Below are 24,251 nucleotides of genomic sequence, written 5' to 3'. Positions count from 1 at the left end.
CCCATCGGGTGTCCGGGATCGCTGCTCGAAAGGAGCATGATGTCGGACCCCGAGATTACGGTAATTATACCGGCTTACAACGTCGCCGGGCTCATCTTGCCCTGTCTGTCGTCCGTCATGGCCCAGTCGCGGAACGACTGGCAGGCGATTGTCGTAGACGACGGTTCGACCGACGCGACCGCCGCCGAGATCGCGACGCTGGACGACCCGCGCGTTTCGCTGGTGCAGCAAAAGAATGCCGGAGTCTCGGTCGCGCGCAACCACGGACTGTCGCTGGCGCGCGGTCGGTTCACGATGTTCCTCGACGGCGACGACGTGCTCAACCCGACCGCCTTGGCGCGGCTCGCCGCCGGGCTCGATGCGCACCCCGATGCGGTCGCGGCGTTCGGCACCTTTCTCAAGATCCTGCCGAGCGGTGCGCCCTACCCGGGACAGAAACCGCTCGCGCTGCACCGCTATCCCGATGGCGACGTGCTGGCGGCAATGCTGCGCGGCAATTTTCTCGCCAATGGCGGCCACGTCCTGCTTCGCACCGCGGTTGCGCAACGGCTCGGTGGGTTCGATACCGCGCTGCGACTGAGCGAGGACTGGGAATTCTGGTGCCGGCTCGCCGCCGAGGGGACGTTTGCGTTCATCGGCACCGAACCGGAGGTGTTCTCGCTGCGCGTCCGGCCGGGCAGCGCTTCGGGCGGGCTTTCGGTCGATTGGGCCAACCACCAACCCTCGCTCGACGCGGTGCTCGGCAACGCGGCGATCCGCGCGCGCTTTTCGGCGGCGGCATGGCGCCGACTGAGCTTGGCGATGCGTGCCAGCCACATGTGGGAATGCGGCCGGGTGAACTTCACGATGCGCCGCTTCCGCCCGGCGCGTCGGTTGATGCTGGGGGCGATCCGGCTCGAACCCTCGGCGAAACGCGCCGCGCTGCTGGTCGCGGCGAGCCTGCAGCGGCACATGCGGCTGGCGCTGGTCTCGCGACTGCGCTTCCGCGACCGCGACGTTGCCGCCGACCGCCCGGCCTAGCGGATTCCGCAAGCCAAACCGTGCGCCGCTCGCTATGCTGGCAGCATAGCAGCACGCGGCGCGGTCGAAGCACAGGAATTCGCAACACTGTCGCACTAACAGAGCCGTTCGAGACACGAAACGGCCAACCGGAGAGGCAGGGATGAACGGCGACGAAGCGACCCGAAACGACCCCGAGCCGATGAATCCCGACCCGACGCACCGCGAACCGCTGCACCGCGCGGCCGATTTCCCGTCCGCTCCGGAGACCAGACGCACGACCAACCTGCCCCCGCCCGCAGTCCCGGCCGGGCGCCAGATCTCGTTCACCGCCTGGGCGCTGGCCGGGGTCGTCGGGATCGTGCTGTGGGTGGTGATCATCAAGCTGCTCTGACCGCGTCGTCCGCCGCCGGTCCGCCCCAGATGCACAGCAGGAACAGCAGCACCAGCATCGGCGTGAACAACAGATAGCCCCCGCCGACCACGAAGGTGGTGAGCGCAACGACCGTCAGGATCGCGGTCTCGCGCCGCCACAGCGTTCCCACGAACAGCGCGAGGAACGCCGCGATCCCGACGATGCCATAGTCGAGGATCAGCTTGGCGATCGAATTGCCCGTCCCCTCGACATGATAGAGATAGCGTTCGGTCGCGCCCGGCCCCCAGCCGACCATGATGCGCGCCTCGTGGCTCAGCTCCGCGATCGGCAGGAACGGCCCGATGAAGCGCGCATAGCCGCTCGATCCGGAAGAATTGAGTTCGTTGGTGCGGCTGAGCAGCGACCCGACCTGCTCGGGAAAGGCGAAGGCGCCGAGAATCAGCGCCACCGCGCCCGCGACCACGAACCCGGCGACGCGTCCGAAATTGCGCGCCGACAGGCACGCATAAAAGGGGATGGCCAGCGCCAGCGTCAGCGCGCCGGTGCCCGAGAAGGACAGCAGATAGGCGACCAGATACAGCGGCAGGTATTTGACGCGGCCGAGGATGAAATAGTCGATCACCATCGCGATCACGAGCACCTGCGAGAACATGCTCGGCTCGAGCAGGAAGAAGCCGTTCGAGCGCAGGATCGTCGAGCCATAATGGAGGATCGGGTTGAAGTTGAACTCGCGCTCGACCAGCACCGGCTTGAGCGCGGGCACCGTGACCATGAACGAGAAGATCCGGATCCCGACGAACTGGACGACGAACTGGACGATCCCGGCCGCGGCGATGACGCGGGTATAGGCCAGGAACAGCCGGAATACGGTCGCCCGGTCGAACCGCAGGGTCGGCCCGATGATGGTGAAGCCATAGGTCAGCAGGACCGCGAGCAGCGACGTCATGCTGACGCCGAAGCGACCGTCCGGCACGGTCAGCGCGACGAGCGTGGACAACAGCGTCCACGCGGCGAAGGCGGCGTAGAGCGCCACGCCCCGTGCGCGCAGCGTGCCGATCCCGCGGAGCACCGCCCAGCCGAGCAGCGCGGCAAACAGCGGCAGGCTGATGAACAGCGCGCCCCCCGCCGCGGTCGTCCCGAAGCGTTGCAGGATCAGGCACGCGATCAGCGTACCGTGCACGAACAGCCGGCTGTCGCGGTCGGATTGCTCCGATAACGCTGCTGAAAAGTCAGCGGGTCGAAGGGCTTGGACCGTGGTCATGCGGCGTTCCGGCTCGCTTGGTCGCATACATATGTCATTGTGCAGTGCAGCGGCTTGCTTTGTCCGACCACAGCCCTACGCCGGACGGCGGCTCGCCACGAAGCCCCTCCGAGGATCGATTGCCACCGCCGCCGCCCGGCCGGCCGGTGCTTTGCTTCCCCAATCCGGCCGGGCTGGAGTGTCGCCTTATGGTCCGGACCGCTATGATTGCGCTTGCTGCTACCGCGCTGGCTGCCATTCCCCTCGCCGCCACACCCGCCAGCGCCAACCCGCACGAATTCGTCTACAAGGGCGCCGGTTGCGACGGCAAGGGTCGGTTGCCGCGCTACGAAGGCGTGATCGGGCACAAGCTCGACGGCGTCAGCGATTTCTTCTCGTCCGAAAGCTGGGCGCAGATGCAGAGCGGCGCGCAATGGGCGCTCGGCTGCTGGCAGGGCCAGCCCTACCGGCTCGCGGTCGGGTTGCCGCTGATCGTCAAGGGCGGCACGCTCAGCGCCGCCGCCGCGGGCGAATATGACGCGGAGTTCCAGAAGATCGGCGCGCTGCTCGTCGCCAAGGGCCAGCCGAATGCGATCATCCGGCTCGGCTGGGAATTCAACGGCGACTGGTATCCGTGGTCCGGCAACAAGGACACGGTGTCGTTCGTCGGCGCGTTCCGCCATGTCGTCGGCGTGCTCCGGGCGGTGCCGGGGCAGCGCTTCCGGATCGTGTGGAACCCGTCGCTCGGCAGCGGGACGGCCGCGCCGCAGGCGCTGTGGCCGGGCGACGACGTGGTCGACCTGATCGGCATCGACTTCTACAACCAGAGCTGGCGCGCGCAGGATACCGACCCGGCGGTGCGCTGGCAGGGCTATCTCAGCGCGAATTACGGGCTCGACTGGGTCGCGACCTTCGCCGCCGCGCACGGCAAGGCGATCGTCGTGCCCGAATGGGGCACGGGCACCCGCCCCGACGGGCACGGCTGGGGCGACGACCCGCTGTTCATCCACAACATGGCCGCCTGGATGCGTACCCACCGCGTGGCGTACCAGAGCTATTGGGATTTCACCGCGTCCGACTATGATTCGACCATGTCGGCGGGCAAGTTCCCGCAGGCATTGGCCGCGTACAAGACCGAGTTCGCGCGCTGACCGTCCGGTCGCCTCAGGCATAATAAGCGCCGTAATCGGCGTGGTTGCGATCGACATCGCCGTGGCCGAAGGCGGCCAAGGCGCGCATGTCGACCCGGGTCGCGACCACGCCGAGCGGTTCGATGTCGAGCGCACGCAACCGCTTGAGCGTCGCCGCCGCGGTGTGCCGCGGCGTATCGTTCCAGCGCAGCACCATCAGCACCTCGTCGACCTGGCGGAGCAGCAGCCGCGCATCCGCGACGGCGAGCGCCGGCGCCGCATCGAAGATCACCAGATCGAACCGCGTCTCGGCTTGGGCCAGCAGCGCATCGATATGGCCCGCGCCGAACAGATCCTGGCCATTGCCGGCCATGTCGCCCGCCGGCAGCACCTGCATGCCGCTGGCCGCATCGTGGATCAGCGCTTCCTCGAGCCGCACCGTCCCGCGCAGGACCTGCACCAGCCCGGCATGTCGCGGGAGCCCGAGCATCCGCGAGACCGAGGCGCGGCGGATATCCGCGTCGACCAGCAGCACCCGGCTCCCCGCCATCGCGGCGACCCGCGCCAGCGAGATTGCGAGCGTGGTCTTGCCCTCATTGGGGCGGGCCGAGGTGATGCCGACGCTCGTCATCCCGCTGCGCCCCTTGCGCACCAGCGCCAACCGGATCGCGCGCAATTGCTCGGCATAGAGCGACATGGGATGCGCGACCGGATAATCGACCGGGGACACCGCCTGGTCGCCGGCGCGCAGGATCGACGCGATCTCGGGCACGTTGGCAATATGCGGCAGCCCGAGCTTGCGCTCGATATCGGCCGAGGACACCAGCTTGCGGTCGAACGCCTCGACCACCCAGACCGAGGCGCCCGCCACGATCCCCGCCAGCGCGAGCGCGATCAGCACGATCAGCGGCTTGTTGGGCGAGGTCGCCCGTAGCGGCAATGCGGCGGGCGAGAAGATCCGCGCATCCTCGTCCGCCACCAGCGCCTGGCTGCTGATCAACGTCTTGCGCGCGAGCAGCGCCTGATAAGTCGCGCGAAAGCCGTCCGCCTTTCGCTGCAGCTGCGCGAGCTGGACCGACGCGTTGTTGTCGCTCGCGAGCGTACCGGTGGTCTGCGCGACGATCCCGGCGGCATTGGCGACCTGGTCGCGCGCGATCTGCGCATTGGCGGTGAGGCTGGCGAGCTGGCGCGCGGTCTCGGCGCCGATCGCCTTGTCCAGCGCGGCGAGTTGATCGCGGCTGCGGATCAGGTCGGGATGGTCGGGCTGATACCGGCTTTGCAGGTCGGCATAGCTCGCCGCCGCCAGCGCGCGCTGGTTGCGCAGCTGCTGGACGACCGGCGACTGCAGCACCGCGCCGACCCCGCCCGCGCCGCCCTTGCGGGACTGGCCGCGCGCGGTGCTGAGCTTGGCCTGCGCATCGGCCAGCGCGGCTTGCGCGACCGCCTGCTGCTGCTTGTAGAGCGAGAGTTCCTGCTGGGTGAAGGTCGCGCCCTGGCTGTCGAACAGCGCGTGTTGCGCGCGATATTGCGCGACCGCGGTGTCCGCCGCCTCGAGCTGGACGCGCAGCGTATCGAGTTCGGAGCCGAGCCCGCGCGCGACCTGTTCGACCGCCGCGCGGCGCGACCCTTCCTTGACCGCGAGATACTGGTGCCCGATCTGGTCCGCGACCGCCTTGGCGAGCATCGGATCGGGCGCGGTATAGGCGATCGAGACGACGCTCGAGGTGCCCGGGCGCATGATCTTGATCGCCCCGAGCAGCATGCCGGTGGCGGCGGTTTCCCTGTCGGAACCGACCGCCTTGCCAAGGCTGGGGGCGAACGACGGATTGTCGACCAGGTTGAGCGCGCGGACGGTGCCGAGCGCGACCGCGGGCGACCGCAGGATCTCGACCTCGGTGTCGACTGCATTGTCCGCGGTCGACAGGCCGGGGAGGACTTCCTTGTCCTTTTCCGACACGTTCAGTTCGCGCGAGTTGACGACCATGCTCGCGGTCGCGGTGTACAGCTTGGTGCGGGTCAGCCCGTATGCCAGCACCAGCATCAGCACGCCCAGGAACATGATGATCGCGAACCATTTGCGGTGCCGCAACACGGCGACGCCGCGGCGAATGCCGTCCATCGGATCGCCGATCGCGGCACCGATCCGGCCGCGCTGCGGCGACTCTGCGGGCGTCGGGGGGAGGCTGAGGTCGTCCATGGCGGTCACCTTGTCAGCGTCAGGCCGATCGTCACGCGGTCGTCCTTGAACGCGCGATATCGGTCCGTGCCGTTGGAGGATTGGTCGAGCCGGGCGTAGCCGAGCTTGAGCGATGCGAAGCGGTTCATCCGGTAGGTCGCGCTGGCCTGCGCGCCGATGCGGTCGTCGACCCGCGCCAGATTGTTGAAGCGATTGTTTTCGTAGCTGAGCGATGCCGACAGGATGAGCTGCCGCAGCCATTCGTGATCGACCTGGACGCTGCCGCGCGTCGACAGATACCCGCCCGAGCCGGGGATCCCCGAATCGAGCACCGACCGGTTACCGCGCAGCGTGACCGTGGTCAGCTGCGTCGGGAAGACCTGGACGCTGGCGTTGAACCCGACCCCGCCGATGTTGGTGTAAAACGGCAGGCGGAACCGCTGCTGGATATAACCGATGCCGATGCTCCCGCGGATCAACGCGGCGGGTTCGAAGGTGACCCCGGCGAGCAGTTCGAAACCCTGCGAATCGCGCTTGGGCGTCTGCAGGTTGCCCGTGCGGAAACGGCGGACGTTGTAGCTCGCGCTGGTGAACCAGGCGATCGAGGGCGTCTGCGCATAGGATGCGCGGACGCCGGCGCGGTAGCTCATGTTGTCGCTCGGCTGCTGGTCGGACAGCGTCCCGTCGACGAGCCGGCCATCGCGAAAGTCGAACCGCGCGACCCGCGCGGTCGTGGACAGGCGCAACTTGCCGAAGTCGCGGCTGAGCACCGCGGCACCGGACTGCTGCGTATAATAGATCGGCCGCAGCGTCTGCGAGAAGATGTCCTGCGACAAACGCGACTGGTGGTCGCTTTCTGCGCGCACCGCGGTCGTCAGCGTGGTGGCATGGTCGAGCTCGACCACGCTGCGCGCGGTGACCGAATAATCCGCGATGTCCTCGCTGTGGCGCGCGAGATATCGGTCGATCGTGCCCTGCGCGTCGAGGCTCAGGCTGTTGCGCGACCATTGCGATTGCAGCTGCACCTGCGGCTGGAGGTGGAGCGAGGCGTCGGCGACCGGGTCCGCCTGCGTGCCGAAGATATTGTCGTCATAGGCGGTCGTCAGCGCGATCGACGGCGCCATCCGGAAGCTGCCGAGCGGAATGTCCGGCGGGACATACCCCGGCTGCACGCGCTCGAGCACCGCGGTGTAGCGCTTGTCGATCTGCGGCTTTTCCTCGGGCAGCAACGGCGTCTCCTGGGCCCGCGCCAGCTGCGGACACAGCAGCGCACTGCCCTGCAGACCGACGCGGGCGAGGTGGCGGAACCATCGGGGCGCGCGCTGCGACACCGGCGCTAGAAGTTCCGCTCCCGGATCCGGACGGTGTCGCCCGGCTGGACGCTCAGCTCGGCCGTCAGCGGCGCGCGCTGTTCCGCGGCCTCGCCATTATGGCGGATCATCACGGTCTTCTGGTTGGCGCGATAGGAGAAGCCCCCCGCCGTCGCCACCGCGCCGAGCACCGTCATGCCGGCCTGATACGGAAACTGCCCGGCTTTGTTGACCTCGCCGAGCACATAGATCGGACGCGCGGCGATCAGGTCGACTGCGACGTGCGCGGTCTTGTAATAGCGCGTCTGGAGCGTTTTGGTCAGGCTGTCGGAGAATTCGCCGATCGTCTGCCCCTGCGCCCGGATCATGCCGACCAGCGGGATCGAGACGTTGCCTTCGCTGTTGACCGCGAATTCGCCGCTGACCCCCGCCTCGTTATAGACGTTGACGCGCACGCGATCGTCGGGCGCGAGCCGGTAGACATAAGCCACCGCCGGCGCCGCGCCGGGATCCGAGCGGGCGATGTCCGCGGCGCATCCCGACAGCGCAAGCAGGGCGCCGAGCCCGGCGACCAGCGCGCGGCTTGGGCGCTTCGGCGGGATACGCCCGGGTCCACGTCGCGTCGTTGTGCCGATCATAGATTTCCTACCTTGGTCTGGAGCGCCTTGCGCCACAGGAATCCGGCCCCCCAGGCGATGTGCATCGTGGCCAGCGCGGGCGCGGCGAGCAGCGCGACCAGCGCGCGTTCCTTGACCGCGAACACCGTCGCCGCCGCGCCCAGCGCGAGCGCATAGATCGCGGGCACGATCAGCAGCGCCGGCACCAGCACCGCCCCGACCAGGCTGAAACCGACCGCCAGCGTGACCGCAGGCGGCAGCAGCTGCCGCAGCCGCAACCGCTCGCCATGCTTGATGATCGTGCGTGCGCGACCCGAGCCATAGCGGAAATACTGTTTGGCGAGTCCACCCAGCGTCGCGCGCGGATAATAGATCACCGGAATCGTCGTATCGAGCCAGATCCGCCCGCCCAGCGCGCGCAGCCGCGCGTCGAGTTCGGCATCCTCGTTCGCCTCGAAACTGGTGTCATAGCCACCTGCAGCTTCGAACATCGTCCGCCGGAAGGCAGCGTGATGGCCATGGTCGACCCACGCCGACGCGCCACCCATGCGATGCGTCGAGCCGCCCGTCCCGATCCGGCTGTTCTGCGCGATCGCGACCGCGCTCTGGAACCCGCCATGCCCACGGGTCGTCAGCCGCACGACGACCGAATCCGCGCCGCTCGCCGCGAGCGAAGGCAACAGTTGCCCGACATAGTCGGCCGGGTAGAGCGCATGGGCATCGATCCGCACGATCGTCTCGAACCGCGGATCCGCAGCCGCTACCGCGCGATTGACGCCCGCCGCCTGGATCCGCTCGGGATTGTCGATCAGCCGCACCCGGCTCCAGCGCCGCGCGAAGCCCGACACGACCTCGCGCGTGCCGTCGCGGCTGCCGCCATCCGCCACGAGGATCTCGCCGACGACACCGGCGGGCTCCCCCAGCAGCTTGGTGAGCAATGGACCGATGTGCGCGATCTCGTTGAGCGTCGGGATGATGACGGTGGCGGTCATGCGACGACCCTTCCCGGGCGGAGCGCATCGGCGAAGCGGGCGCTCGAGCGCTGGAGGTCGGTCTGCGCGAGCCGCGCACCGGCGCGCGCGCGATAGGCGTCCGCGACGGCGGGCGACAGCACCTGCGTCATCGCGCCGGCAAGCTCGACGGTGGCGAAATCCGCGCGGTTCGCGGCGGGGAGGTAATCCTCGAACACGTCGATCTGCGAGGCGAGGATCGGGATGCCGTAGGTCATCGCCTCGAGCATCACGAGCGGGACACCTTCCCACCGCGACGGCATCAGCAACAGATCGGCGGCGGCGAGCATCGCATGCGGGCTGTCGGTCCAGCGCGAACAGCGGATGTCGACCTGCCCGGCCAGATCGTTGCGCAGGCGCGCGAGACTGGCCTCGCCCTCGCCCGAACCGACGAACAGGAAGGTCCAGCCCGCCAGCCGCGCCACATCCCGCCGGATCGCCGTGGCGAGCGTATCGAGCCCCTTCTGCCGGACGTCTAGCCGCCCGAGGAACAACGCGACCCGCGCGGTCTCGGCAATGCCGAGCGCGGCGCGCGACTGGGCGCGCGCCGGCGCGGGCGGCGGCGCGACGACATTGTCCGCAACCACGATCGGCGCGCGACCGCCTGCCGCGCGGACCTGCGCGACGACCGCCGGACCAGGCACGATGAAGCGATCGGGGCGACGGTACAGCCGTTGACGGACCCAGTCGCCCGGGACCGCGCGACGCCCGAGTTCCGCCATGCGGTGCGCCATCGGGACGTAGCTGACGAGGAAACTGTCGCGCGGCGCGGCGAGCAGCGGGACCGCGCAATTCTCGACCCGCCCCTGCAGCAGCAGGGTCGCCGCGGGGCGCAGCTCGGCGAACAACGCGCGGACGCCCTGCGCGTACCGATGCCGGAAGCCCGCCAGATACGGTTCGGCGCGGCGCTTGGCGAAGCGCCACGGCGTCGCGTCGAACCGGTCCGAATGAAACGGCCGCAGCCGTTCGGCGAGCGTCGCGTTGGCGGTGGGGTGCCGCAGGACGATCCGCGTGTACCCGCCGTTTTCGACGAGGTTGGGCAGGAAGCGCAGGAACATCGCCTCATGCCCGCCGAAATCCGGGCTGTCCTGCAGGATCAGCAGCGTGCGGCTCATGGTCGACGCTCCGCGAGCGCGGACTCATAGACCGCCCGTGTCATCGCGCCGATCTGCGCCCAGCCGGGCAGCCCGGTCGCAAGCGGGGCCTGCGGAGTTTGCCCGATCGACCGGACGAGCGCGGCGGCGAGCGCCTTCGCATCGGTCGGCGGGACGAGCTCGCCCGCGCCTGGGGCGTCGCCGATCATCGTGCGGAACGCGCCGAGGTCGCTCGCGATCAGCCAGCGGTCGAGGTCGGCGACGAGATGCAGCACCCCGCTCGCGTCGATCGTGCGATACGGAAAGACGAAGGCATCGGCACTGCGCAGCAGCGCGGCCATCGCATCCTCCGAAAGCCGCCCTTCGCGCACGGTGAAGCTCGCGCCCAGGTTGAGCATGCGCGCGCGCGCCAGCAGCGGCTCGACCGGCAGCTGCGCTTCGCCCGCGACGATCACCTCGAGCCGCGCGCGTGTCCTCGTGTCGATCAGGCCCAGCGCCTCGACCAGCACGTCGACGCCCTTATACGCCTGCAACCGTCCGAACAGCACGACACGCCAGCGGCCGTCGTCGGCGCGCGCTTCCGGCGCGGCGGCGCGCAGCGGGAGGATGCCATGCGGAACGACATGGATCCGCGCCGCCGCCAGCCCGCGCGCGAGCAACGCGGCCCGGCCTTGTTCGGTATGGACGATCAGCCGGTCGAACGCCGCGAGCGTCGCATCATAGCCACGGCTTTGCGCGGCACTGACCGCGCGGCCGTTGAACGGCTGGATATCGTGGACGGTCAGCACCACCGGACGCTCGCGCCGGATCCGGCGCACCGCGCGCACATCGAGCATGGGAACCGCGGCCCATTGGAAATGGACGACGTCGAACCGGCCCGCCTCGCGCGTCAGCCGCCGCAGCCCCGCGACATGCTCGAGACCCTTCACCACGCGCCAGCCTGCGCCGACGCGCCGATTGGGTCCGTCGGTGCGCGGGTAGAAGAACGGCAGCGTCGGCGTCGCGCCCAGCAGATCCTCCTCCTGAACGCGGAGACTCCGGGTCGCCCAGCTGGGCTGGACGCCGCTCGCCGTCAGCCCGGCGGACAGCGCGGCGTCATAGGGCGCGGTGAACAGCGAGGGATCGACCAGCAGGACCGACGGCGCGGCCTGCCCCTTAACCCGAGGGGTCATGATACCATCCTGACAAGAAAAGGAGATCGGGGCTTCAGAACGAACCCTTGCTGGCAATGACCGCCGGAACGGTCCGCAGCATGATCAGGATGTCCCCGCCGACCCAGCGGGTGCGGCTGTAGACCGTGTCCATCGCGACGCGCCGCCGGTAGCTGACGTCGTTGCGCCCGCTGACCTGCCACAGCCCGGTGATGCCGGGCCGCACGTTGCAGTAGAATTGCATGTAGCGCCCGTAGCGCGCGGCCTCCGCCGGGACGATCGGCCGCGGGCCGACCAGGCTCATGTGCCCGCAGACGACGTTGAGCAGCTGCGGCAGTTCATCCAGGCTCGACTTGCGCAGGAACTGCCCGAGCGGCGTGATCCGCGGATCGTTGCGCAGCTTCTGGTCGAGCGCCCATTCCGCGCGCGCGGCGGAATTCCCCTCGAGGTGCCGGCGCAGGCGGCTCTCCGAGTCGCGCACCATGGTGCGCAGCTTGAGGCACGGGAACATCCGGCCGCCACGCCCGATGCGGCGGTGGACGAACACGGGAGACCCCCCGTCCTGGATCGTGATCGCTATGCAAATCAAGGCGATTACGGGCAGCAGGATGGCAAAGGCCGCCGCCGACAAAATCACGTCGAGCAACCGGGAAAGATTGCGGTCCATACCCGGCCTGAGACCGAATTTTCCGGTCCGCAAACGCAGGTCGTCCGATCGTGAACGCGCCCTAAATCGGGCACGCACGTCGCCATAAAAAGCCATGGCTGCGCCTTTTAATACTGTGTGTTTGCTGCAACGCAATATCGCAGACAAATCATTTACTTGCAAAGCATAGTTTACGCCGACTGCCCTGCCCTTCGGACTGTTCGTCGCATTGTACCGTCGAAAAGCGGCGGAAATCCTGGCATTCGGTGCGAGCTTGGCTGGTGCGTTTTATTATGCATTTGTTGGCCGCGCCTGCCGCGACTCTGGCCGCGACATGATCGTTTCGCGCGCATCCGCGCGGATGCTGGGCATATCCCCGGCGCGATCGGCAACCCTTTCGTGGCGATCAGGCGTGCGAATCGCCGCGCGCGGGTTCCGCACGCGATTCGGCACCGGACGCGCGTTGCGCGTTGCGCCAGCGAATGAACCCCAGCACGGCGAGACCGACCATCGCGGCGTAGAGCCCCGCGGTCGGCAGGAGCCCCTTGAAGACGAACATCCCGACGTAGAGGACATCCACCACGATCCACAGCAGCCAGCTCGCGCTGTGGCGCCGCGCGGTCCAATATTGCGCGACCAGGCTGAAGCTGCTGAGCGCCGCGTCCATCCAGGGGAGCGCCGCATCGGTATAACGGCTGGTGATCCAGCCGATCCCGATGCCACCCACCGCGCCCGTCGCCAGCCCCGCCGCTGCCACCAGGGGCGAGAGCGGCCGGACGATCACCGCGCCGGCAGCGTCCTTGCCCGCGGCCCAGGCGATCCAGCCATAGCCGATCGCAATCCCGAACAGCGCCTGCAACACCATGTCCGCATAGAGCCGGACATCCAGGAACAGCTTGAAATACAGCGCGCAGGCCAGGAGATTGATTGGCCAGCACAGCATCCGGCGCGCGGCGGTCAGCCAGATCGCGACGAAACTGACCAGCACGGCGGCGACCTCGAGCAGCGACATCAGCGGAGATCGCTTCCGTCGATCCGGCGCAGGAAATCCCGTCCGGGCGGCGACAGGAACCATTCCGCATGGCCCAGCAGATATCCGTCCCACGCCAGCATCGCATGATCGCGATTGGCCAGCACGCCGCTGAAATACTCGATTTCGGACAGCGCGAACTCGAGATGGACGAGCGGCAACAGGCGAACGATCGTTTCGCGATCCACCCGACCGAGCCGTCGCACCGTGGCGTAACCGGCCAGTACGGCGCGCGCCGCGTCCGCGCTTGCGATCGCATCGTCGGCGCCCTGCCCCAGGTCCAGCCACTGGACCGCGCTCCGTTCGATCGCGATCGCGATATCGTAGAGCGCGCAGGTCCGATCGGCGAGACCGAAGTCAAAGGTCGTCGCAACCGTCCCGTCGCGCGCCCACAACAAATTGGAGGGATGCCAGTCGTTATGCGTCCACAGCGACGGCTGGTCGCGCAGCCGCGCCGACAGCCCCCCGGCCAGGCGCGCGAACACCGGCGCGAGCTGACGCTGCCATGCGCGCCCCGCCAGAAATGCCGCAAGGGCCGGACGCGCCGCGACATAGGCCTCCGTCGCCGCCAGCGGATCGGCGGCGGGCAGGATGGTGAAGCTCGCCACCAGTGGTTGCGGCCGCCGCGCGGGGGCGTCGAAGCCGTGGGCCGCCCCGTGCAGCCGCGCGAGGCCGGCCCCGGCGGCGTGCGCATGCGCGGGCGACAGGAAGGGCGTCCAGGACAGGCGGTCGCGATACAGATCCACCCCGGACGCCCGACGGTGCAGTTCGTACCGCCATTCGCCCAGCGCGGTCGCACCGCCGCCGGTGGCGGTCTGCATCACTTCCGGCACCGGCAACCCCGCGCGCGCCAGATGCGCGATGAAGCGATGTTCCTCGGCCAGCCCGGCGATCGAACGCAAACGATGGTGGTGGCGCTTCAGGAAGAACGCACCCGCCGTGGTGCGCAGCAGCGTCGCTGCCGAAAAGGGCCGCGGCGAATGCCAGTCGAGCGCGATCATCGTCCCGGCCGACGGGAAGCGGGCGAGCGCAAGGGTCGCTTCTTCCGGGGTGATCGCGGGCCAGGTCGGCGCCTCCATGGCGGTGCCCATGCCATGGACCTGATGCGGGGCGGACGATGCCATTCGCTCAGAACACCCGCGACACGGTCGCGATGACCGCTCGCCCGCTGCCAACGTAATAGGCCGGGGGACTGCCCGCGATGAGGGTACCGTTGCGGCCGATCGTGTCGCGCGCGTTGGTGCTGACCGCCTGCACCCCGGACAGGACGTGCGGATCGGTCGCGTTGATCGCATTGACCCGCACGTCGGTGCGCTTGCCGTCGAGCCAGCGCGCGAGATGCACGCCGACGGAAAGGTCCAGCGTGGCATACCCCGCGATGCGCTCGTCGTTCATGAAGCTGGCATATTGCCGCCCGACATATTTCACCGCGGTGCTGCCAAAGAAGCGGCCGTCGTCATAGGTCCCGCCTCCGCCGAGCTGGAACGTCGGGCTCGATACTGCCTGCTTGCCGCGGGTCGGCAGGACATCGTCGCCGATCGGCAGGTCGTCGTCGAGGCGCGCGTGGAGATATTCGCCCGAAAGATAGACGCTGACCCCAGCCGCGGGCCGATAATCGATCTCCGCGTCGACGCCGGAGGACGTCTGCCGTCCCGCGTTAAGCGTCGAATTGATCTGCGCCCCGCCGCGATCGATCACCGTTGCCAGCTGCCGGTTGCGGAACCGATAGTGGAACGCCGTGACCGTTGCCGAAAGGGTGGTGCCGATGAAGCGATAGCCAAGCTCCTCGGATACCGAATATTCGTTCTTGAGCGCGGTCGTGCCCTGCGTCGTCAGCGCGCCGCCGTCGTACACGTTGTACAGCGTATATTCGTTCGGCGCGCGAAAGTTGGTGGTGACGTTAGCGAACAGCTGCTGCCGCCGGTCGAGCTGATAATGCACCGCAGCGCGCGGCAGCGCGGCGAAACTGTCGAAGCGCACGTCCGACTGCGGTCCCGGCAGATCGTTGCGTCCGTTGCGCAGGACGTCGACGCCCTTGAACCCGACGTCCACCGTCAGCCGTGGCGTGAGCGTGAGCGTGTCGGCGACGAAAAAGCCTTTGGTCACGGTCACGGTCCGCTCGTTCTCATAGGCGAGCAGCCGGCCATCGGCGGTGCGGATCGCCTTGTCGCGATAGCCCCAGCGGTCGACCGGATTCCCGGCGGCGTCGATCGCGGTGTATGTCTGCAGCACGCGGTCGGTGCCATAATCGAACCACAGGCCGGCGGTGAGCCGATGCCTGCCCACGTCCGCCGTCAGCTTGGCGACGGTACCGCCGCGAAACTGCTTCCCGGTGAAATTGCCGAGCACCGTCGCTTCCCCGTCGACCGCGCCCGGAAGCGCGATCGGATCGGCGAGCGCTTCGGTCCCGAGGAAATTGCCGGTCGTGGCCAGCTGCGTGCCATAGGGCGAGTTGCCGTAGCCGAACTGGAGGTACGTGGTGCTGTCGAACGCCAGTCCGTCGCCGAGCACCAGATGCACCGGTGCCACGAGATACACGTTGCGGAACGGCGCGCGGTACAATCGCCAGTAGTTGGTGTCGCCGGCGGTATAGTCGCGGTCATAATTGAAGCCGCGCCCGTCGGCCTGCCATTCGGCCAGGGTCGGGCTCGGATAGGTCGACGAATTGGCGTCGTTGAACGACACGGCCAGGCTCGCGCGATTGCCGTTGCCCCATTCGTCCAGCAGCTTGGCATCGACGTGCTGCCGCGTGTCGAACCCCGCCCCGCGCCAATTGTCGGCGCGCGTGTTCGAATAGGACAGGAACGCGCGCAACCCGGTCGTCCCGATCCGCCCCGTATCCAGCCGGACGAACCCGCGCCGCGCCGCGTAGGTGCCGAGCGACAGATCGACCTGCGCCCGCGGGTGCGTCGTGGGGTCGTCGAGCGCCAGCGACAGCAGCCCCCCGGCCCCGCCCAGGGTCGGCGCTTCGAGATCGACCGCCCCTTGCGCGAGCGTGATCTGCTTGAGGTTTTCGGCATCGGCGAATTGCGCGGGATAGGCATAATAATAGCCGATGTCATTCTGTGGCGCGCCCTCCATCAGCACGCCGATCTCGTCCTGCCCGAGCCCGCGCAGCGTGAGGCTCGAACTGGTCGACAGGCCATACGGATCGCTCGACGCGACGTTCGCGCCGGGCAGCAGGCTGACCAGCTGGAACGCGTTTTGCGTGGGTGCCTGCTTGGCGATGAAGTCGGCGGACAGCGCGCTTTGCTGCTTGGGAACGCTCTGGTCGGGCAGCAGGCCCTCGGGATCGGGGCGGCCGGTCACGACGATGTCGCCCGGACCGTCCTTGTCGGTCACGGGGGGTGCCGCCATCGCCGGAGTGGCGAGCAGCGCCGTCGATACCAGCACCACCAGGCGCAGCGCACCCTGACGGTCGAGCAGGGGAGAGCGGGACGGGTCGCGTGCAAGCCGGGGGAACAGATACGCCATCGTCCGTCGTCACTCCTCATGGGGGGACAACGGGACCTGCCGCCAACCCTCCCTACGCCGGTGTTAGCCGGATCAGGTTCAGCGGGTCGTGGGCTGCTGCCCACCTCTCAGCCGCACATCAGCGGCCCCCCGGGGAAGCCGCGACTTAGGCGGTAAGATCGGGCGTGGAAAGGGGTATTCAGCCAAGGAGCCGTCGCTCCGGCGCTCGACGGCCGCTCGCATGCGGGGCGAGCACGGGCGCCACGCGCGGACGACCGCCGGGGTCGCAACCCCCTCCCGGCACGCGCATCATTGATAATGCGCAACGTTTTCAAAACCGTCCGAGGCCTTCGCCATCCTGACCACCTTCTTGGCGAAGGCACGGACGTGCCGATCGAAGCGGGTATCGTTATAGACACCGGCCCAGACGAACTCCGCGCGGTCCAACAGCGCGGCCAATGCGTCGAGCACCTCGGCCTGGGTCGGGGTGGCGCCCTTGGCCTTGAGCAGCGCGCAGACCATTTCCTCCGCCGCCGCCTTGTCGCAATCGTCCTGTCGATCGCGACCGCCCCGCTCGGCCGACACCTGCTCGGACCGTGCGGCGACCACGCGGCTGTCGAGCCATTTGCGAACCGTCGCGCCATCCCATGCCTTCGAAACCGCTTTTGCCAACTGTACGTCCAATCCTGTTGCCACCAGGCGTTTATACGGCGGCTCGAAGCGTGCGCCAGCGGTGAGGAACGGGCATACCGTTTGCTAGTGCGACGCGATCAGCGGTAAGCTCGCCGCATGGAACCACAGCGCAAAGCCTTTCTCGGCGAATTGATCTCCGAAGCGGTCGCGATCTGCATCGTGATGACTTTCGGCCTGTCGGTCGCCGGCATGTACACGCTGTACGACCCCAGCCCGTACAAGACCGCCTATTGGGGCGTGTGCATGACCTGGGGCATGGCGGTGTCGCTGTCGATCTATGTTACCGGCGCGGTGTCGGGGACGCACGCCAACCCGGGGGTCACGCTCGCGCTGGCGCTCTATCGCGGTTTCCCGTGGAAGAAGGTCGTGCCCTATTGGTGCGCGCAGCTGGTCGGCGCGTTTCTGGGCGCCGCGATCGTCTATGCGCTCTATTACAACGTCATCGACCATTTCAACGCGACGCAGCACCTGACGCGCGCCGGCGGCGGCGCGGGCGGCGTGTTCTTCACCGCGCCCGGGCTTGCGGTCACGACGATGAAGGGCTTCATCGACGAGATCATCCTGACCGCCATCCTGGTGTTCGGGATCTTCGCGATCACCGACGAATTCAATACCATGGCGCCCCAAGCCAATTTCGGCGCGATCGTCATCGGCCTGCTCGTCGCGCTGATCGGCGCGTCGATGGGGTATCTCGAGGCGTGGGCGATCAACCCGGCGCGCGATCTTGGTCCCCGCGTGTTCGCGTGGCTGATGGGGTGGGACACATCCGCCTTCCCCGGCGTCGACAATTACTGGTGGGTGCCGATCGCGGGGCCGTTCATCGGCGCGGTGATCGGCGGGGGGACGCAGCATCTGCTGATCCGGCCGTTCCTGCCGCGCGACAAGCCGCTCGCCGGCCCGCAATAAACCCGACAACAGACATGGAGAGCGACGCGTGAGCGACACTATCATCCTGGCGATCGACCAGGGCACGACTTCCACCCGCAGCATGACCTTCGGCACCGATGGCGTTCCGCGTCAGACGGTGCGGCGCGAATTCGCGCAGCATTATCCGCAGCCCGGCTGGGTCGAGCATGATCCCGAGGATATCTGGCGCGACACCGTCGACACGCTGACGGAAGCCGCCGCCGCCGACGGCGGCAAGGTCGCCGCGATCGGCATCACCAACCAGCGCGAGACGGTGGTGGTATGGGATCGCGCGACCGGCAAGCCGGTCTACAATGCGATCGTCTGGCAGGACCGCCGCACCGCCGCGCTCTGCGCGCAGTTGAAGGCCGATGGCCATGAGGAACTGGTCCGTGCGCGGACGGGGCTGATCCTCGATCCGTATTTCTCGGGCACCAAGCTCAAGTGGATCCTCGACGAGGTCGACGGCGTCCGCGCGCGCGCGGAACGCGGCGAACTCGCCTTCGGGACGATCGACAGCTTCCTGCTGTGGCGGCTGACCGGCGGCAAGGTACATGCGACCGACGCGAGCAACGCCTCACGTACCCTGCTGTTCGACATCCACAAAGGCGCTTGGGACGCCGAACTGCTGAAAATGCTCGATATTCCCGAAAGCCTGCTGCCGGAGGTGAAGGACAACAGCACGATCTTCGGTGAGACGACGCCCGACCTGCTCGGCCACAGCGTCCCGATCGGGGGGATGGCGGGCGACCAGCAGGCCGCGGTCGTCGGCCAGGCATGTTTCCAGCGGGGGGACGCCAAGTCGACCTATGGCACCGGTTGCTTCGTGCTGCTCAACACCGGCAAGGAGGCGGTGGTCAGCAAGAACGGCATGCTCACCACCATCGCCTACCAGCTGGACGGGGAGATCACCTACGCGCTGGAAGGATCGATCTTCGTCGCCGGGGCGGCGGTGAAATGGCTGCGCGACGGGCTGGGCCTGATCAACCGCGCGGCCGATACCAACGACATGGCGACCAAGCTCGAAGGCAATGACGGCGTCTATATGGTGCCCGCCTTCGTCGGGCTGGGCGCGCCGCATTGGGATCCGAACGCGCGCGCGAGCATCACCGGGCTGACCTTCGCGGCCACCGGATCGCACATTGCGCGCGCGGCGCTCGAATCGGTTGCCTATCAGACCGCCGACCTGATGAACGCGATGGTCGCCGACGGCGCCCGCGATGCCCGGCAGATCCGCGTCGATGGCGGGATGGCCGCGAACGACTGGTTCTGCCAGTTCCTCGCCGACGTGCTCGACACCGACGTCGTCCGTCCCGCGAACATCGAGACGACTGCCGCCGGCGCGGCGTTTCTGGCCGGGATGGCGGTCGGGATCTGGAACGGCCCGGACGACATTGCCGCCGCCTGGAAGGAAGAACGGATCTTCAGCGCGACGATGGGCAGCGACCAGCGCGCCGCGCTGATGGAGGGGTGGCAGGAAGCGCTCGGCCGCACTGGCTCCCGCCAGAACGCCTAGCGCCACTCCAAGGCCGGACGCTCACGCCAGACCATAATGATCCGCCAACCGGTCGAGCGCGAGCGTCAATACGATCCGCCCGCTGCGTTGCGGCCAGCCGAGCGTCCGTTCGATGTCGGGCAGCCCTTCCCCGGCGCACACCATCCGCCACAAGACGTCGCCCAATCCCCGCCCCGCGCCGTGGAGGGCGGCGTCGAACCGGGCTTTCGCCGCGATTTGCGCAAGCGTCGGGTCGAGCCTGTCGCCGCCGCCGCCATCGACCCGTTCGCTCCAGCGCATCGTGACCGAGGGTGCCAGGGCGGCGCGTTCGTAATCGGCCCGCAGGCGCTCCCCCGCCTCGAACTGGCGGGCATCGACCAGCCCCCGCGCGCGCAACCAGCCAAGCGGCGATTCGGCGAGATTGACGGTGACGCTGCGGCCCCGGCCCCGCCCCCGTTCCAGCCCCGCGGATTCCGTCACCCCCCGCGCGTCGACCTTCCGTTCCACCAGTTCGCGCATCTTTCGTCTCCCGTTCGAGTCGTCGGGGGATTGCCACGAAGGCACGGATGTAGGACAGTAAGAAACCGATTTGGTTTGCTCACAACAAGGACCGGTCATGATCACCGCGATCCGGGAAGTCCGGCGGGCAAAGGGCATGACGCTCGACGACGTCGCGCGCGCGTGCGTGCCGCCGACCACCGCGCAGACGATCGGGCGGCTCGAAACGGGGACGCGGACCGTGTCGGTCGGCTGGCTCAACCGGATCGCGGATGCGCTGGGGGTGCGCGCCGCGGATCTCGTTCGGTTGCCCGATCGTCCCGACATCCCGGTTGCGGCCGTGCTGGATGCAAACGGCGTCCAGGCGCCCAGACAGGCCGCGACGATCGCACCGCCGGTCGCATCGTCCGATCATATCGCGATCCGGGTGGTCGCGGGGATCGGCGACTATCGCGCCGGCGACGAGATCTGGTGCGAACGCCTGCCACCCGAAGGTTTCGCCCGCGCGCTCAACCGGGACGTGCTGGTGCCCCGCCCCGCCGGCCGCTATCTGTTCGGCCGATTGATCGGGCGCGAGGAAAGCAAACTCCACCTGTTGCCGCTCGGCGCTGGCGCGCGGCAGCAGATCGTCACCGATCCGCCTTGGATCGCAACCGCTGTTCGATTGGTTCGTCCCTTATGATCGCATCGCTTCTTCTTGCCGCAGCGCTGTCGCTGCCCCCGGCGCCGGTGGCCGACGCCGTTGCGCCCGCACCGGTCGCCGCGTCGGCGGCTTCCCCGTTGCCGGTGACCCGGGCGGAGATCGTCGCCACCTATCCGCATGATCCGCGCGCCTTTACCGAAGGCCTGCTGATCGACCGCGGCACCTTGTATGAAAGCACCGGGCGGGAGGGGCAGTCCGACATCCGTCGCGTCGATCTCAAGACCGGTCGCGTTCTCGCCAGCGTCCGGCTCGCGCCGCAGGTGTTCGGCGAGGGGATCGTCGCCTGGCGGAACCAGCTGCTCAGCGTCACCTGGCATGGCGGGCAAGGATACAAGTGGAGCTTGCCGGGCCTCAAGCGGACCGGCGGGTTCTCCTATACTGGCGAAGGCTGGGCGATGACCGACGACGGGCGCAACCTGATCCTGTCGGACGGGACGCCCGTGCTGCGCTTCCTCGACCCGGTCACGCAGAAAGTCGTGCGGCGATTGACGGTCACCGCCAATGGCCGGCCGGTGGACCAGCTCAACGAGGTCGAATATGTCGACGGCCAGATCTACGCCAATATCTGGATGACGCCCTACATTGCGCGAATCGACCCAGCCAACGGCCGGGTCGTAGGGGTGATCGACGTGTCGCCGCTGGTCGCCAGGGTCGCGCTGACGGACCGGGATTCGGTGCCGAACGGCATCGCCTACGACCGCGTCGCGCACCGGCTGTACGTGACCGGCAAGAACTGGCCGACGCTGTTCGAGATCAAGCGCCCGCGCTGAGGATCCGGCGTTGCTTCCTGGAGGCACTTTCCCGGCGAAGGCCGGGGAAGGGCCTCAACGGGTGAAGTGCCAGGAGCGGCAGGCGCCCGGCCGTGCACGCAAAAAACCCCGGCGATCGCGCGCGCGACCACCGGGGTTGTTCGAGACCGCCCCGCGCGCGGTGCTGTCCAAAATGGAATGCGCGCGGGATGGCCCGGTCGGCCCCGCCGCCCTGGATAGGGGGGCGGGCGACGGGACCGGTCGGTTTAGCCGAGCAGCTTCAGCACGCCCTGCTGCGACTGGTTCGCCTGCGCGAGCATCGCGGTCGATGCCTGGCTGAGGATCTGCGCCTTGGCGAGGCTGGTCGTCTCGGTCGAGAAGTCGACGTCTTCGATCCGGCTCTTCGCGTCGGTCAGGTTTGACACGCTCGAGGTCAGCGTGTTGACGACCGAGCTCAGGCGGCTTTCACCGGCACCGATCGACGCGCGGGTCGTGTTGACCGCGTTGAGCGCGGTGTCCAGGTCGTCCAACGCACCCAGCGCGCCGGTGCCACCCGTTGGCGGCGAGCCCGTGCCCGCCGTGCCGACCGTCGAGATGTCGACGGCTTCTACCGCTGCAAGGTTGAGCCCCTTGATCGTGAGGGTGGTCTGGTCGGCCGAGGACGACCCGGTCTGGATCGCGATCTTGGTATCAGTGGTGCCGAACAGAGCAACGCCGTTGAACTTGGTCGCGGTCAGGTTGGTGAGCTGCTTCTGCAGTTCGCCGACTTCGGTCTGCAGGTTGTCGCGATCGCTCTGCTGATACGTACCCGACGCCGACTGGACCGCGAGTTCGCGGATACGCTGCACGATGTTGGTCGCTTCGCCGAGCGCGCCGTCGGCGGTCTGCGCGAGCGCGATGCCGTCGTTGGCGTTGCGGATCGCCTGGTTCTGGCCCTTGATCTGGGCGCCGAGCGAGGTGGCGATCGCCAGACCGGCGGCGTCGTCCTTGGCCGAGTTGATGCGCTTGCCGGTCGACAGGCGCTCGATGCTGGTCTGCAGCGCGGTGTTGGCGGCGTTCGATGCGTTGCTCGACTTGAGCGAGGCGACGTTGGTTCCGATGACGGTCATTGATGGTCTCCAAATAGGTCCGGCAATCCCGCCGCCCCCTATCGGAGAGCCGAGCCGCCAGAGATGGTAACGACCATTCCGTCGCGGCTTTAAGCGCTGCGGCGCACTTTTTCGCATTTGTGTCGGTGCCGCCAACTATCGGGCGGCAAAGCGGAAAAATATTGCCGGTTTGGCGACCGGTTTAACGCGGAATTTACTACGCAGGCCGCATTCCCCGAATCAACAGGGAGTTTCCATGCGAACCATCGTTCCATCTGCCGCGATTCTTCGCCAGCACTACGCGCTCGTGTCGTGCCTGCGCGCGCAAGGGTTTGCGATCGGTTCGTTCGAGGACGGCAAGCGTGCGCCGGGCGAGTTCTACCTCGTCGCAGCCGGGGAAACCCCGCCGGTTTCGGCACGCACCGTCATCCTGGGTCACGAAAGCCGCGCCATCGTGCCGTCGCGCGACGGCAGCCCGGCCTTCGTGTCCTATGACGAGACCGACGCCGCGGTCGGCGCGGGCTTCGTCCGCGCGCTCCTCGCCGAGCCCGAGATGCCGACCGCCGCCGACCCCGAGAGTCTCGCGCTCCACACGCTCGCCGAGCGCGTCGCCACCGCCGACATCACGGTGCTGATCAACGGCCCGACCGGCACCGGCAAGGAAGTGCTCGCGCGCTCGATCCACCTCAAATCCAACCGCGCCGCCAAGCCGTTCATCGCGATCAACTGCGCCGCCCTTCCCGAGACGATGCTCGAGGCACTGCTGTTCGGCCACCAGAAGGGCTCCTTCACCGGCGCGTCGTCGGGCGGCGAGGGCTTCTTCCGCGCGGCCGACGGCGGCACGCTGCTGCTCGACGAGATCGCCGAGATGCCGCTGCTGCTCCAGTCGAAGCTGCTCCGCGCCCTGCAGGAGCGCGAGATCATTCCGATCGGTGCGACCACGCCGCAGCCGATCGACGTCCGCATCATCGCCAGCGCCAACCGCGACCTGCAGGACGAAGTCGCCGCGGGGCGTTTCCGCGCGGATCTCTATTATCGCCTGTCGGTCTTCCCGCTGACGACCAAGCCGCTCGCCGATCGCGTGCAGGATATCCCTGCGCTCGTCGCGACGCTGATCCTGCGGCACGCGGGCAACCGCACGACGATCCCCTGGCCGTGCGCCGAGGCGATCGACCTGCTGTCGCAGCACGACTGGCCCGGCAACGTCCGCGAGCTCGAGAACGTGTTGCAGCGCGCCTTGCTGTTCGCTGGCGGCGACACGATCCTGCCCGAGCATATCGTGTTCGACCGCCCGAGCGCGCGCGCGACGATCGCGGTCACCGCGCCGGATGCGCCCGCCACGCTCGGCAACATCGTCCAGATGCACGAATTCCAGGCGATCCGCGAAACGCTCGCCGCGTGCAACGGCAGCCGGATCGAGACCGCCAAGCGGCTCGGCATCTCGGAACGCACCCTGCGCTACCGATTGGCCAAGGCGCGAGAACAAGGCGACGACATCATCCGCGCGCATGACCGCACGGCGGTGTCGGCATGAGCGTAGGTGGCATTGGCGGCGCGGGCGGGATCGACCGCGTCATGGCGCTCCGCGCGCAGATTCTAGAGCGCAACCAGGCGCTCGCGCGTGCCAGCGCGACGCCTGCGGCAACCCCGGTCGCCGAGACGAAGCCCGCAAGCTTCGCCACGACGATGCAAACCGCGCTCGAAAACGTCAACCAGGGCCAGACGCAGGCCGCCAAGCTCAGCGAAAGCTATGAGCGCGGCGAGACCGTCGACATCGCCAAGGTGATGCTCGCACGCCAGCAGGCATCGGTCGGGTTCGAGGCGACGCTGCAGGTCCGCAACAAATTACTGTCCGCCTACAAGGACATCATGAGCATGCCGGTCTGA

At 68.1% G+C, this 24,251-nt stretch carries 23 protein-coding genes and 1 riboswitch; of the genes, 9 read left to right on the top strand and 14 right to left on the bottom strand.

Annotation, left to right across the window (positions count from 1 at the left end; translation table 11 throughout):
* The first annotated feature begins 36 nt into the window (after positions 1-36).
* Positions 37-1,020, top strand: coding sequence for a glycosyltransferase family A protein (locus tag L8G49_RS15580; protein ID WP_347272075.1), 984 nt, complete (start codon positions 37-39; stop codon positions 1,018-1,020).
* 142 nt (positions 1,021-1,162) lie between these two features.
* Positions 1,163-1,393 (top strand): hypothetical protein, encoded by a 231-nt coding sequence (locus L8G49_RS15575; protein WP_242186684.1) that lies wholly within the window; start codon positions 1,163-1,165, stop codon positions 1,391-1,393.
* Here L8G49_RS15575 and L8G49_RS15570 read toward each other — a convergent pair.
* On the bottom strand, positions 1,380-2,636 hold the full coding sequence (locus L8G49_RS15570; protein ID WP_242186683.1) for a hypothetical protein: 1,257 nt from the start codon (positions 2,634-2,636) through the stop codon (positions 1,380-1,382). The two genes, L8G49_RS15575 and L8G49_RS15570, sit on opposite strands and share 14 nt — an antisense overlap.
* Positions 2,637-2,824: 188 nt before the next feature.
* On the opposite strand from L8G49_RS15570, the gene L8G49_RS15565 reads away from it, so the two are divergent.
* Entirely contained in the window at positions 2,825-3,766 is a 942-nt protein-coding gene (locus L8G49_RS15565; protein WP_242186682.1) for a glycosyl hydrolase, read from the top strand.
* A gap of 13 nt (positions 3,767-3,779) precedes the next feature.
* Here L8G49_RS15565 and L8G49_RS15560 read toward each other — a convergent pair whose 3' ends face one another.
* The 11 genes from L8G49_RS15560 to L8G49_RS15510 form a co-directional block, all read right to left on the bottom strand.
* Positions 3,780-5,942, bottom strand: a complete 2,163-nt coding sequence (locus L8G49_RS15560) for a polysaccharide biosynthesis tyrosine autokinase (RefSeq protein WP_242186681.1) — start codon at positions 5,940-5,942, stop codon at positions 3,780-3,782.
* Between the two features lie 5 nt (positions 5,943-5,947).
* Positions 5,948-7,252, bottom strand: coding sequence for an outer membrane beta-barrel protein (locus tag L8G49_RS15555; RefSeq protein ID WP_242138288.1), 1,305 nt, complete (start codon positions 7,250-7,252; stop codon positions 5,948-5,950).
* A 5-nt stretch (positions 7,253-7,257) separates the two neighbouring features.
* Positions 7,258-7,869, bottom strand: coding sequence for a polysaccharide biosynthesis/export family protein (locus tag L8G49_RS15550; protein WP_242186680.1), 612 nt, complete (start codon positions 7,867-7,869; stop codon positions 7,258-7,260).
* The gene (locus L8G49_RS15545) at positions 7,866-8,840 is read right to left on the bottom strand and encodes a glycosyltransferase family 2 protein (protein WP_242186679.1); all 975 of its coding nucleotides are present in this window, start codon (positions 8,838-8,840) and stop codon (positions 7,866-7,868) included. The genes L8G49_RS15550 and L8G49_RS15545 overlap by 4 nt, the downstream gene beginning before the upstream one ends.
* Entirely contained in the window at positions 8,837-9,973 is a 1,137-nt protein-coding gene (locus L8G49_RS15540) for a glycosyltransferase (protein WP_242186678.1), read from the bottom strand. Before L8G49_RS15540 ends, L8G49_RS15545 begins: the two co-directional genes overlap by 4 nt.
* Complete coding sequence (locus L8G49_RS15535; protein ID WP_242186677.1) at positions 9,970-11,124, bottom strand: glycosyltransferase family 4 protein; 1,155 nt, start codon at positions 11,122-11,124, stop codon at positions 9,970-9,972. The genes L8G49_RS15540 and L8G49_RS15535 overlap by 4 nt, the downstream gene beginning before the upstream one ends.
* Before the next feature lie 34 nt (positions 11,125-11,158).
* Positions 11,159-11,770, bottom strand: a complete 612-nt coding sequence (locus L8G49_RS15530) for a sugar transferase (protein ID WP_242138283.1) — start codon at positions 11,768-11,770, stop codon at positions 11,159-11,161.
* Positions 11,771-12,155: 385 nt separating this feature from the next.
* Positions 12,156-12,761, bottom strand: coding sequence for a nicotinamide riboside transporter PnuC (gene pnuC / locus L8G49_RS15525; protein WP_242186676.1), 606 nt, complete (start codon positions 12,759-12,761; stop codon positions 12,156-12,158).
* Positions 12,761-13,903: a phosphotransferase gene (locus tag L8G49_RS15520; RefSeq protein ID WP_242186675.1), complete on the bottom strand. Its 1,143-nt coding sequence runs from the start codon at positions 13,901-13,903 to the stop codon at positions 12,761-12,763. The genes pnuC and L8G49_RS15520 overlap by 1 nt, the downstream gene beginning before the upstream one ends.
* A 4-nt stretch (positions 13,904-13,907) precedes the next feature.
* Positions 13,908-16,136, bottom strand: coding sequence for a TonB-dependent receptor (locus L8G49_RS15515; protein ID WP_242186821.1), 2,229 nt, complete (start codon positions 16,134-16,136; stop codon positions 13,908-13,910).
* Between the two features lie 149 nt (positions 16,137-16,285).
* Positions 16,286-16,395: riboswitch (TPP riboswitch) on the bottom strand.
* A 146-nt stretch (positions 16,396-16,541) separates the two neighbouring features.
* Positions 16,542-16,904: a hypothetical protein gene (locus L8G49_RS15510; RefSeq protein ID WP_242186674.1), complete on the bottom strand. Its 363-nt coding sequence runs from the start codon at positions 16,902-16,904 to the stop codon at positions 16,542-16,544.
* Between the two features lie 117 nt (positions 16,905-17,021).
* Between L8G49_RS15510 and L8G49_RS15505 the strand changes: the two genes are divergently transcribed.
* Positions 17,022-17,831 carry an MIP/aquaporin family protein gene (locus tag L8G49_RS15505; protein ID WP_242138279.1) on the top strand — a complete coding sequence of 270 codons (810 nt, stop codon included), beginning with the start codon at positions 17,022-17,024 and terminating at the stop codon, positions 17,829-17,831.
* 28 nt (positions 17,832-17,859) lie between these two features.
* Positions 17,860-19,347: a glycerol kinase GlpK gene (gene glpK / locus L8G49_RS15500; protein ID WP_242186673.1), complete on the top strand. Its 1,488-nt coding sequence runs from the start codon at positions 17,860-17,862 to the stop codon at positions 19,345-19,347.
* 21 nt (positions 19,348-19,368) lie between these two features.
* On the opposite strand, the gene L8G49_RS15495 is transcribed toward glpK, so the two are convergent.
* Entirely contained in the window at positions 19,369-19,845 is a 477-nt protein-coding gene (locus tag L8G49_RS15495) for a DUF6456 domain-containing protein (protein ID WP_242186672.1), read from the bottom strand.
* Between the two features lie 97 nt (positions 19,846-19,942).
* Here L8G49_RS15495 and L8G49_RS15490 point away from each other — a divergent pair, with 97 nt between their 5' ends.
* The gene (locus L8G49_RS15490) at positions 19,943-20,506 is read left to right on the top strand and encodes a helix-turn-helix transcriptional regulator (protein ID WP_242186671.1); all 564 of its coding nucleotides are present in this window, start codon (positions 19,943-19,945) and stop codon (positions 20,504-20,506) included.
* Positions 20,503-21,297 carry a glutaminyl-peptide cyclotransferase gene (locus tag L8G49_RS15485; protein ID WP_242186670.1) on the top strand — a complete coding sequence of 265 codons (795 nt, stop codon included), beginning with the start codon at positions 20,503-20,505 and terminating at the stop codon, positions 21,295-21,297. The genes L8G49_RS15490 and L8G49_RS15485 overlap by 4 nt, the downstream gene beginning before the upstream one ends.
* 245 nt (positions 21,298-21,542) lie before the next feature.
* On the opposite strand, the gene L8G49_RS15480 is transcribed toward L8G49_RS15485, so the two are convergent.
* On the bottom strand, positions 21,543-22,385 hold the full coding sequence (locus L8G49_RS15480) for a flagellin (protein WP_242138274.1): 843 nt from the start codon (positions 22,383-22,385) through the stop codon (positions 21,543-21,545).
* Between the two features lie 235 nt (positions 22,386-22,620).
* Here L8G49_RS15480 and L8G49_RS15475 point away from each other — a divergent pair, with 235 nt between their 5' ends.
* Both L8G49_RS15475 and fliE read left to right on the top strand, forming a co-directional pair.
* Entirely contained in the window at positions 22,621-23,898 is a 1,278-nt protein-coding gene (locus tag L8G49_RS15475) for a sigma 54-interacting transcriptional regulator (protein ID WP_242186669.1), read from the top strand.
* Positions 23,895-24,251, top strand: a complete 357-nt coding sequence (gene fliE / locus L8G49_RS15470; RefSeq protein WP_242138272.1) for a flagellar hook-basal body complex protein FliE — start codon at positions 23,895-23,897, stop codon at positions 24,249-24,251. Before L8G49_RS15475 ends, fliE begins: the two co-directional genes overlap by 4 nt.

The sequence above is a fragment of the Sphingomonas sp. CARO-RG-8B-R24-01 genome (genome assembly GCF_022662295.1).
Lineage (GTDB): Bacteria > Pseudomonadota > Alphaproteobacteria > Sphingomonadales > Sphingomonadaceae > Sphingomonas.
Note: the sequence above shows the minus strand (reverse complement) of the source record. Positions and strands in the feature narration are given on the sequence as shown.

Excerpts from the sequence above, each read along its gene's own strand:
- L8G49_RS15580 (WP_347272075.1), top strand. The coding sequence starts at position 37 with ATGATGTCGGACCCCGAGATTACGGTAATTATACCGGCTTACAACGTC.
- L8G49_RS15545 (WP_242186679.1), bottom strand. The coding sequence starts at position 8,840 with ATGACCGCCACCGTCATCATCCCGACGCTCAACGAGATCGCGCACATC.
- L8G49_RS15550 (WP_242186680.1), bottom strand. The coding sequence starts at position 7,869 with ATGATCGGCACAACGACGCGACGTGGACCCGGGCGTATCCCGCCGAAG.
- pnuC (WP_242186676.1), bottom strand. The coding sequence starts at position 12,761 with ATGTCGCTGCTCGAGGTCGCCGCCGTGCTGGTCAGTTTCGTCGCGATC.
- L8G49_RS15530 (WP_242138283.1), bottom strand. The coding sequence starts at position 11,770 with ATGGACCGCAATCTTTCCCGGTTGCTCGACGTGATTTTGTCGGCGGCG.
- L8G49_RS15480 (WP_242138274.1), bottom strand. The coding sequence starts at position 22,385 with ATGACCGTCATCGGAACCAACGTCGCCTCGCTCAAGTCGAGCAACGCA.
- L8G49_RS15485 (WP_242186670.1), top strand. The coding sequence starts at position 20,503 with ATGATCGCATCGCTTCTTCTTGCCGCAGCGCTGTCGCTGCCCCCGGCG.
- L8G49_RS15560 (WP_242186681.1), bottom strand. The coding sequence starts at position 5,942 with ATGGACGACCTCAGCCTCCCCCCGACGCCCGCAGAGTCGCCGCAGCGC.
- L8G49_RS15490 (WP_242186671.1), top strand. The coding sequence starts at position 19,943 with ATGATCACCGCGATCCGGGAAGTCCGGCGGGCAAAGGGCATGACGCTC.
- L8G49_RS15505 (WP_242138279.1), top strand. The coding sequence starts at position 17,022 with ATGGAACCACAGCGCAAAGCCTTTCTCGGCGAATTGATCTCCGAAGCG.
- L8G49_RS15515 (WP_242186821.1), bottom strand. The coding sequence starts at position 16,136 with ATGGCGGCACCCCCCGTGACCGACAAGGACGGTCCGGGCGACATCGTC.
- L8G49_RS15575 (WP_242186684.1), top strand. The coding sequence starts at position 1,163 with ATGAACGGCGACGAAGCGACCCGAAACGACCCCGAGCCGATGAATCCC.
- L8G49_RS15535 (WP_242186677.1), bottom strand. The coding sequence starts at position 11,124 with ATGACCCCTCGGGTTAAGGGGCAGGCCGCGCCGTCGGTCCTGCTGGTC.
- L8G49_RS15475 (WP_242186669.1), top strand. The coding sequence starts at position 22,621 with ATGCGAACCATCGTTCCATCTGCCGCGATTCTTCGCCAGCACTACGCG.
- L8G49_RS15495 (WP_242186672.1), bottom strand. The coding sequence starts at position 19,845 with ATGCGCGAACTGGTGGAACGGAAGGTCGACGCGCGGGGGGTGACGGAA.
- L8G49_RS15570 (WP_242186683.1), bottom strand. The coding sequence starts at position 2,636 with ATGACCACGGTCCAAGCCCTTCGACCCGCTGACTTTTCAGCAGCGTTA.
- L8G49_RS15565 (WP_242186682.1), top strand. The coding sequence starts at position 2,825 with ATGGTCCGGACCGCTATGATTGCGCTTGCTGCTACCGCGCTGGCTGCC.
- fliE (WP_242138272.1), top strand. The coding sequence starts at position 23,895 with ATGAGCGTAGGTGGCATTGGCGGCGCGGGCGGGATCGACCGCGTCATG.
- L8G49_RS15540 (WP_242186678.1), bottom strand. The coding sequence starts at position 9,973 with ATGAGCCGCACGCTGCTGATCCTGCAGGACAGCCCGGATTTCGGCGGG.
- L8G49_RS15520 (WP_242186675.1), bottom strand. The coding sequence starts at position 13,903 with ATGGCATCGTCCGCCCCGCATCAGGTCCATGGCATGGGCACCGCCATG.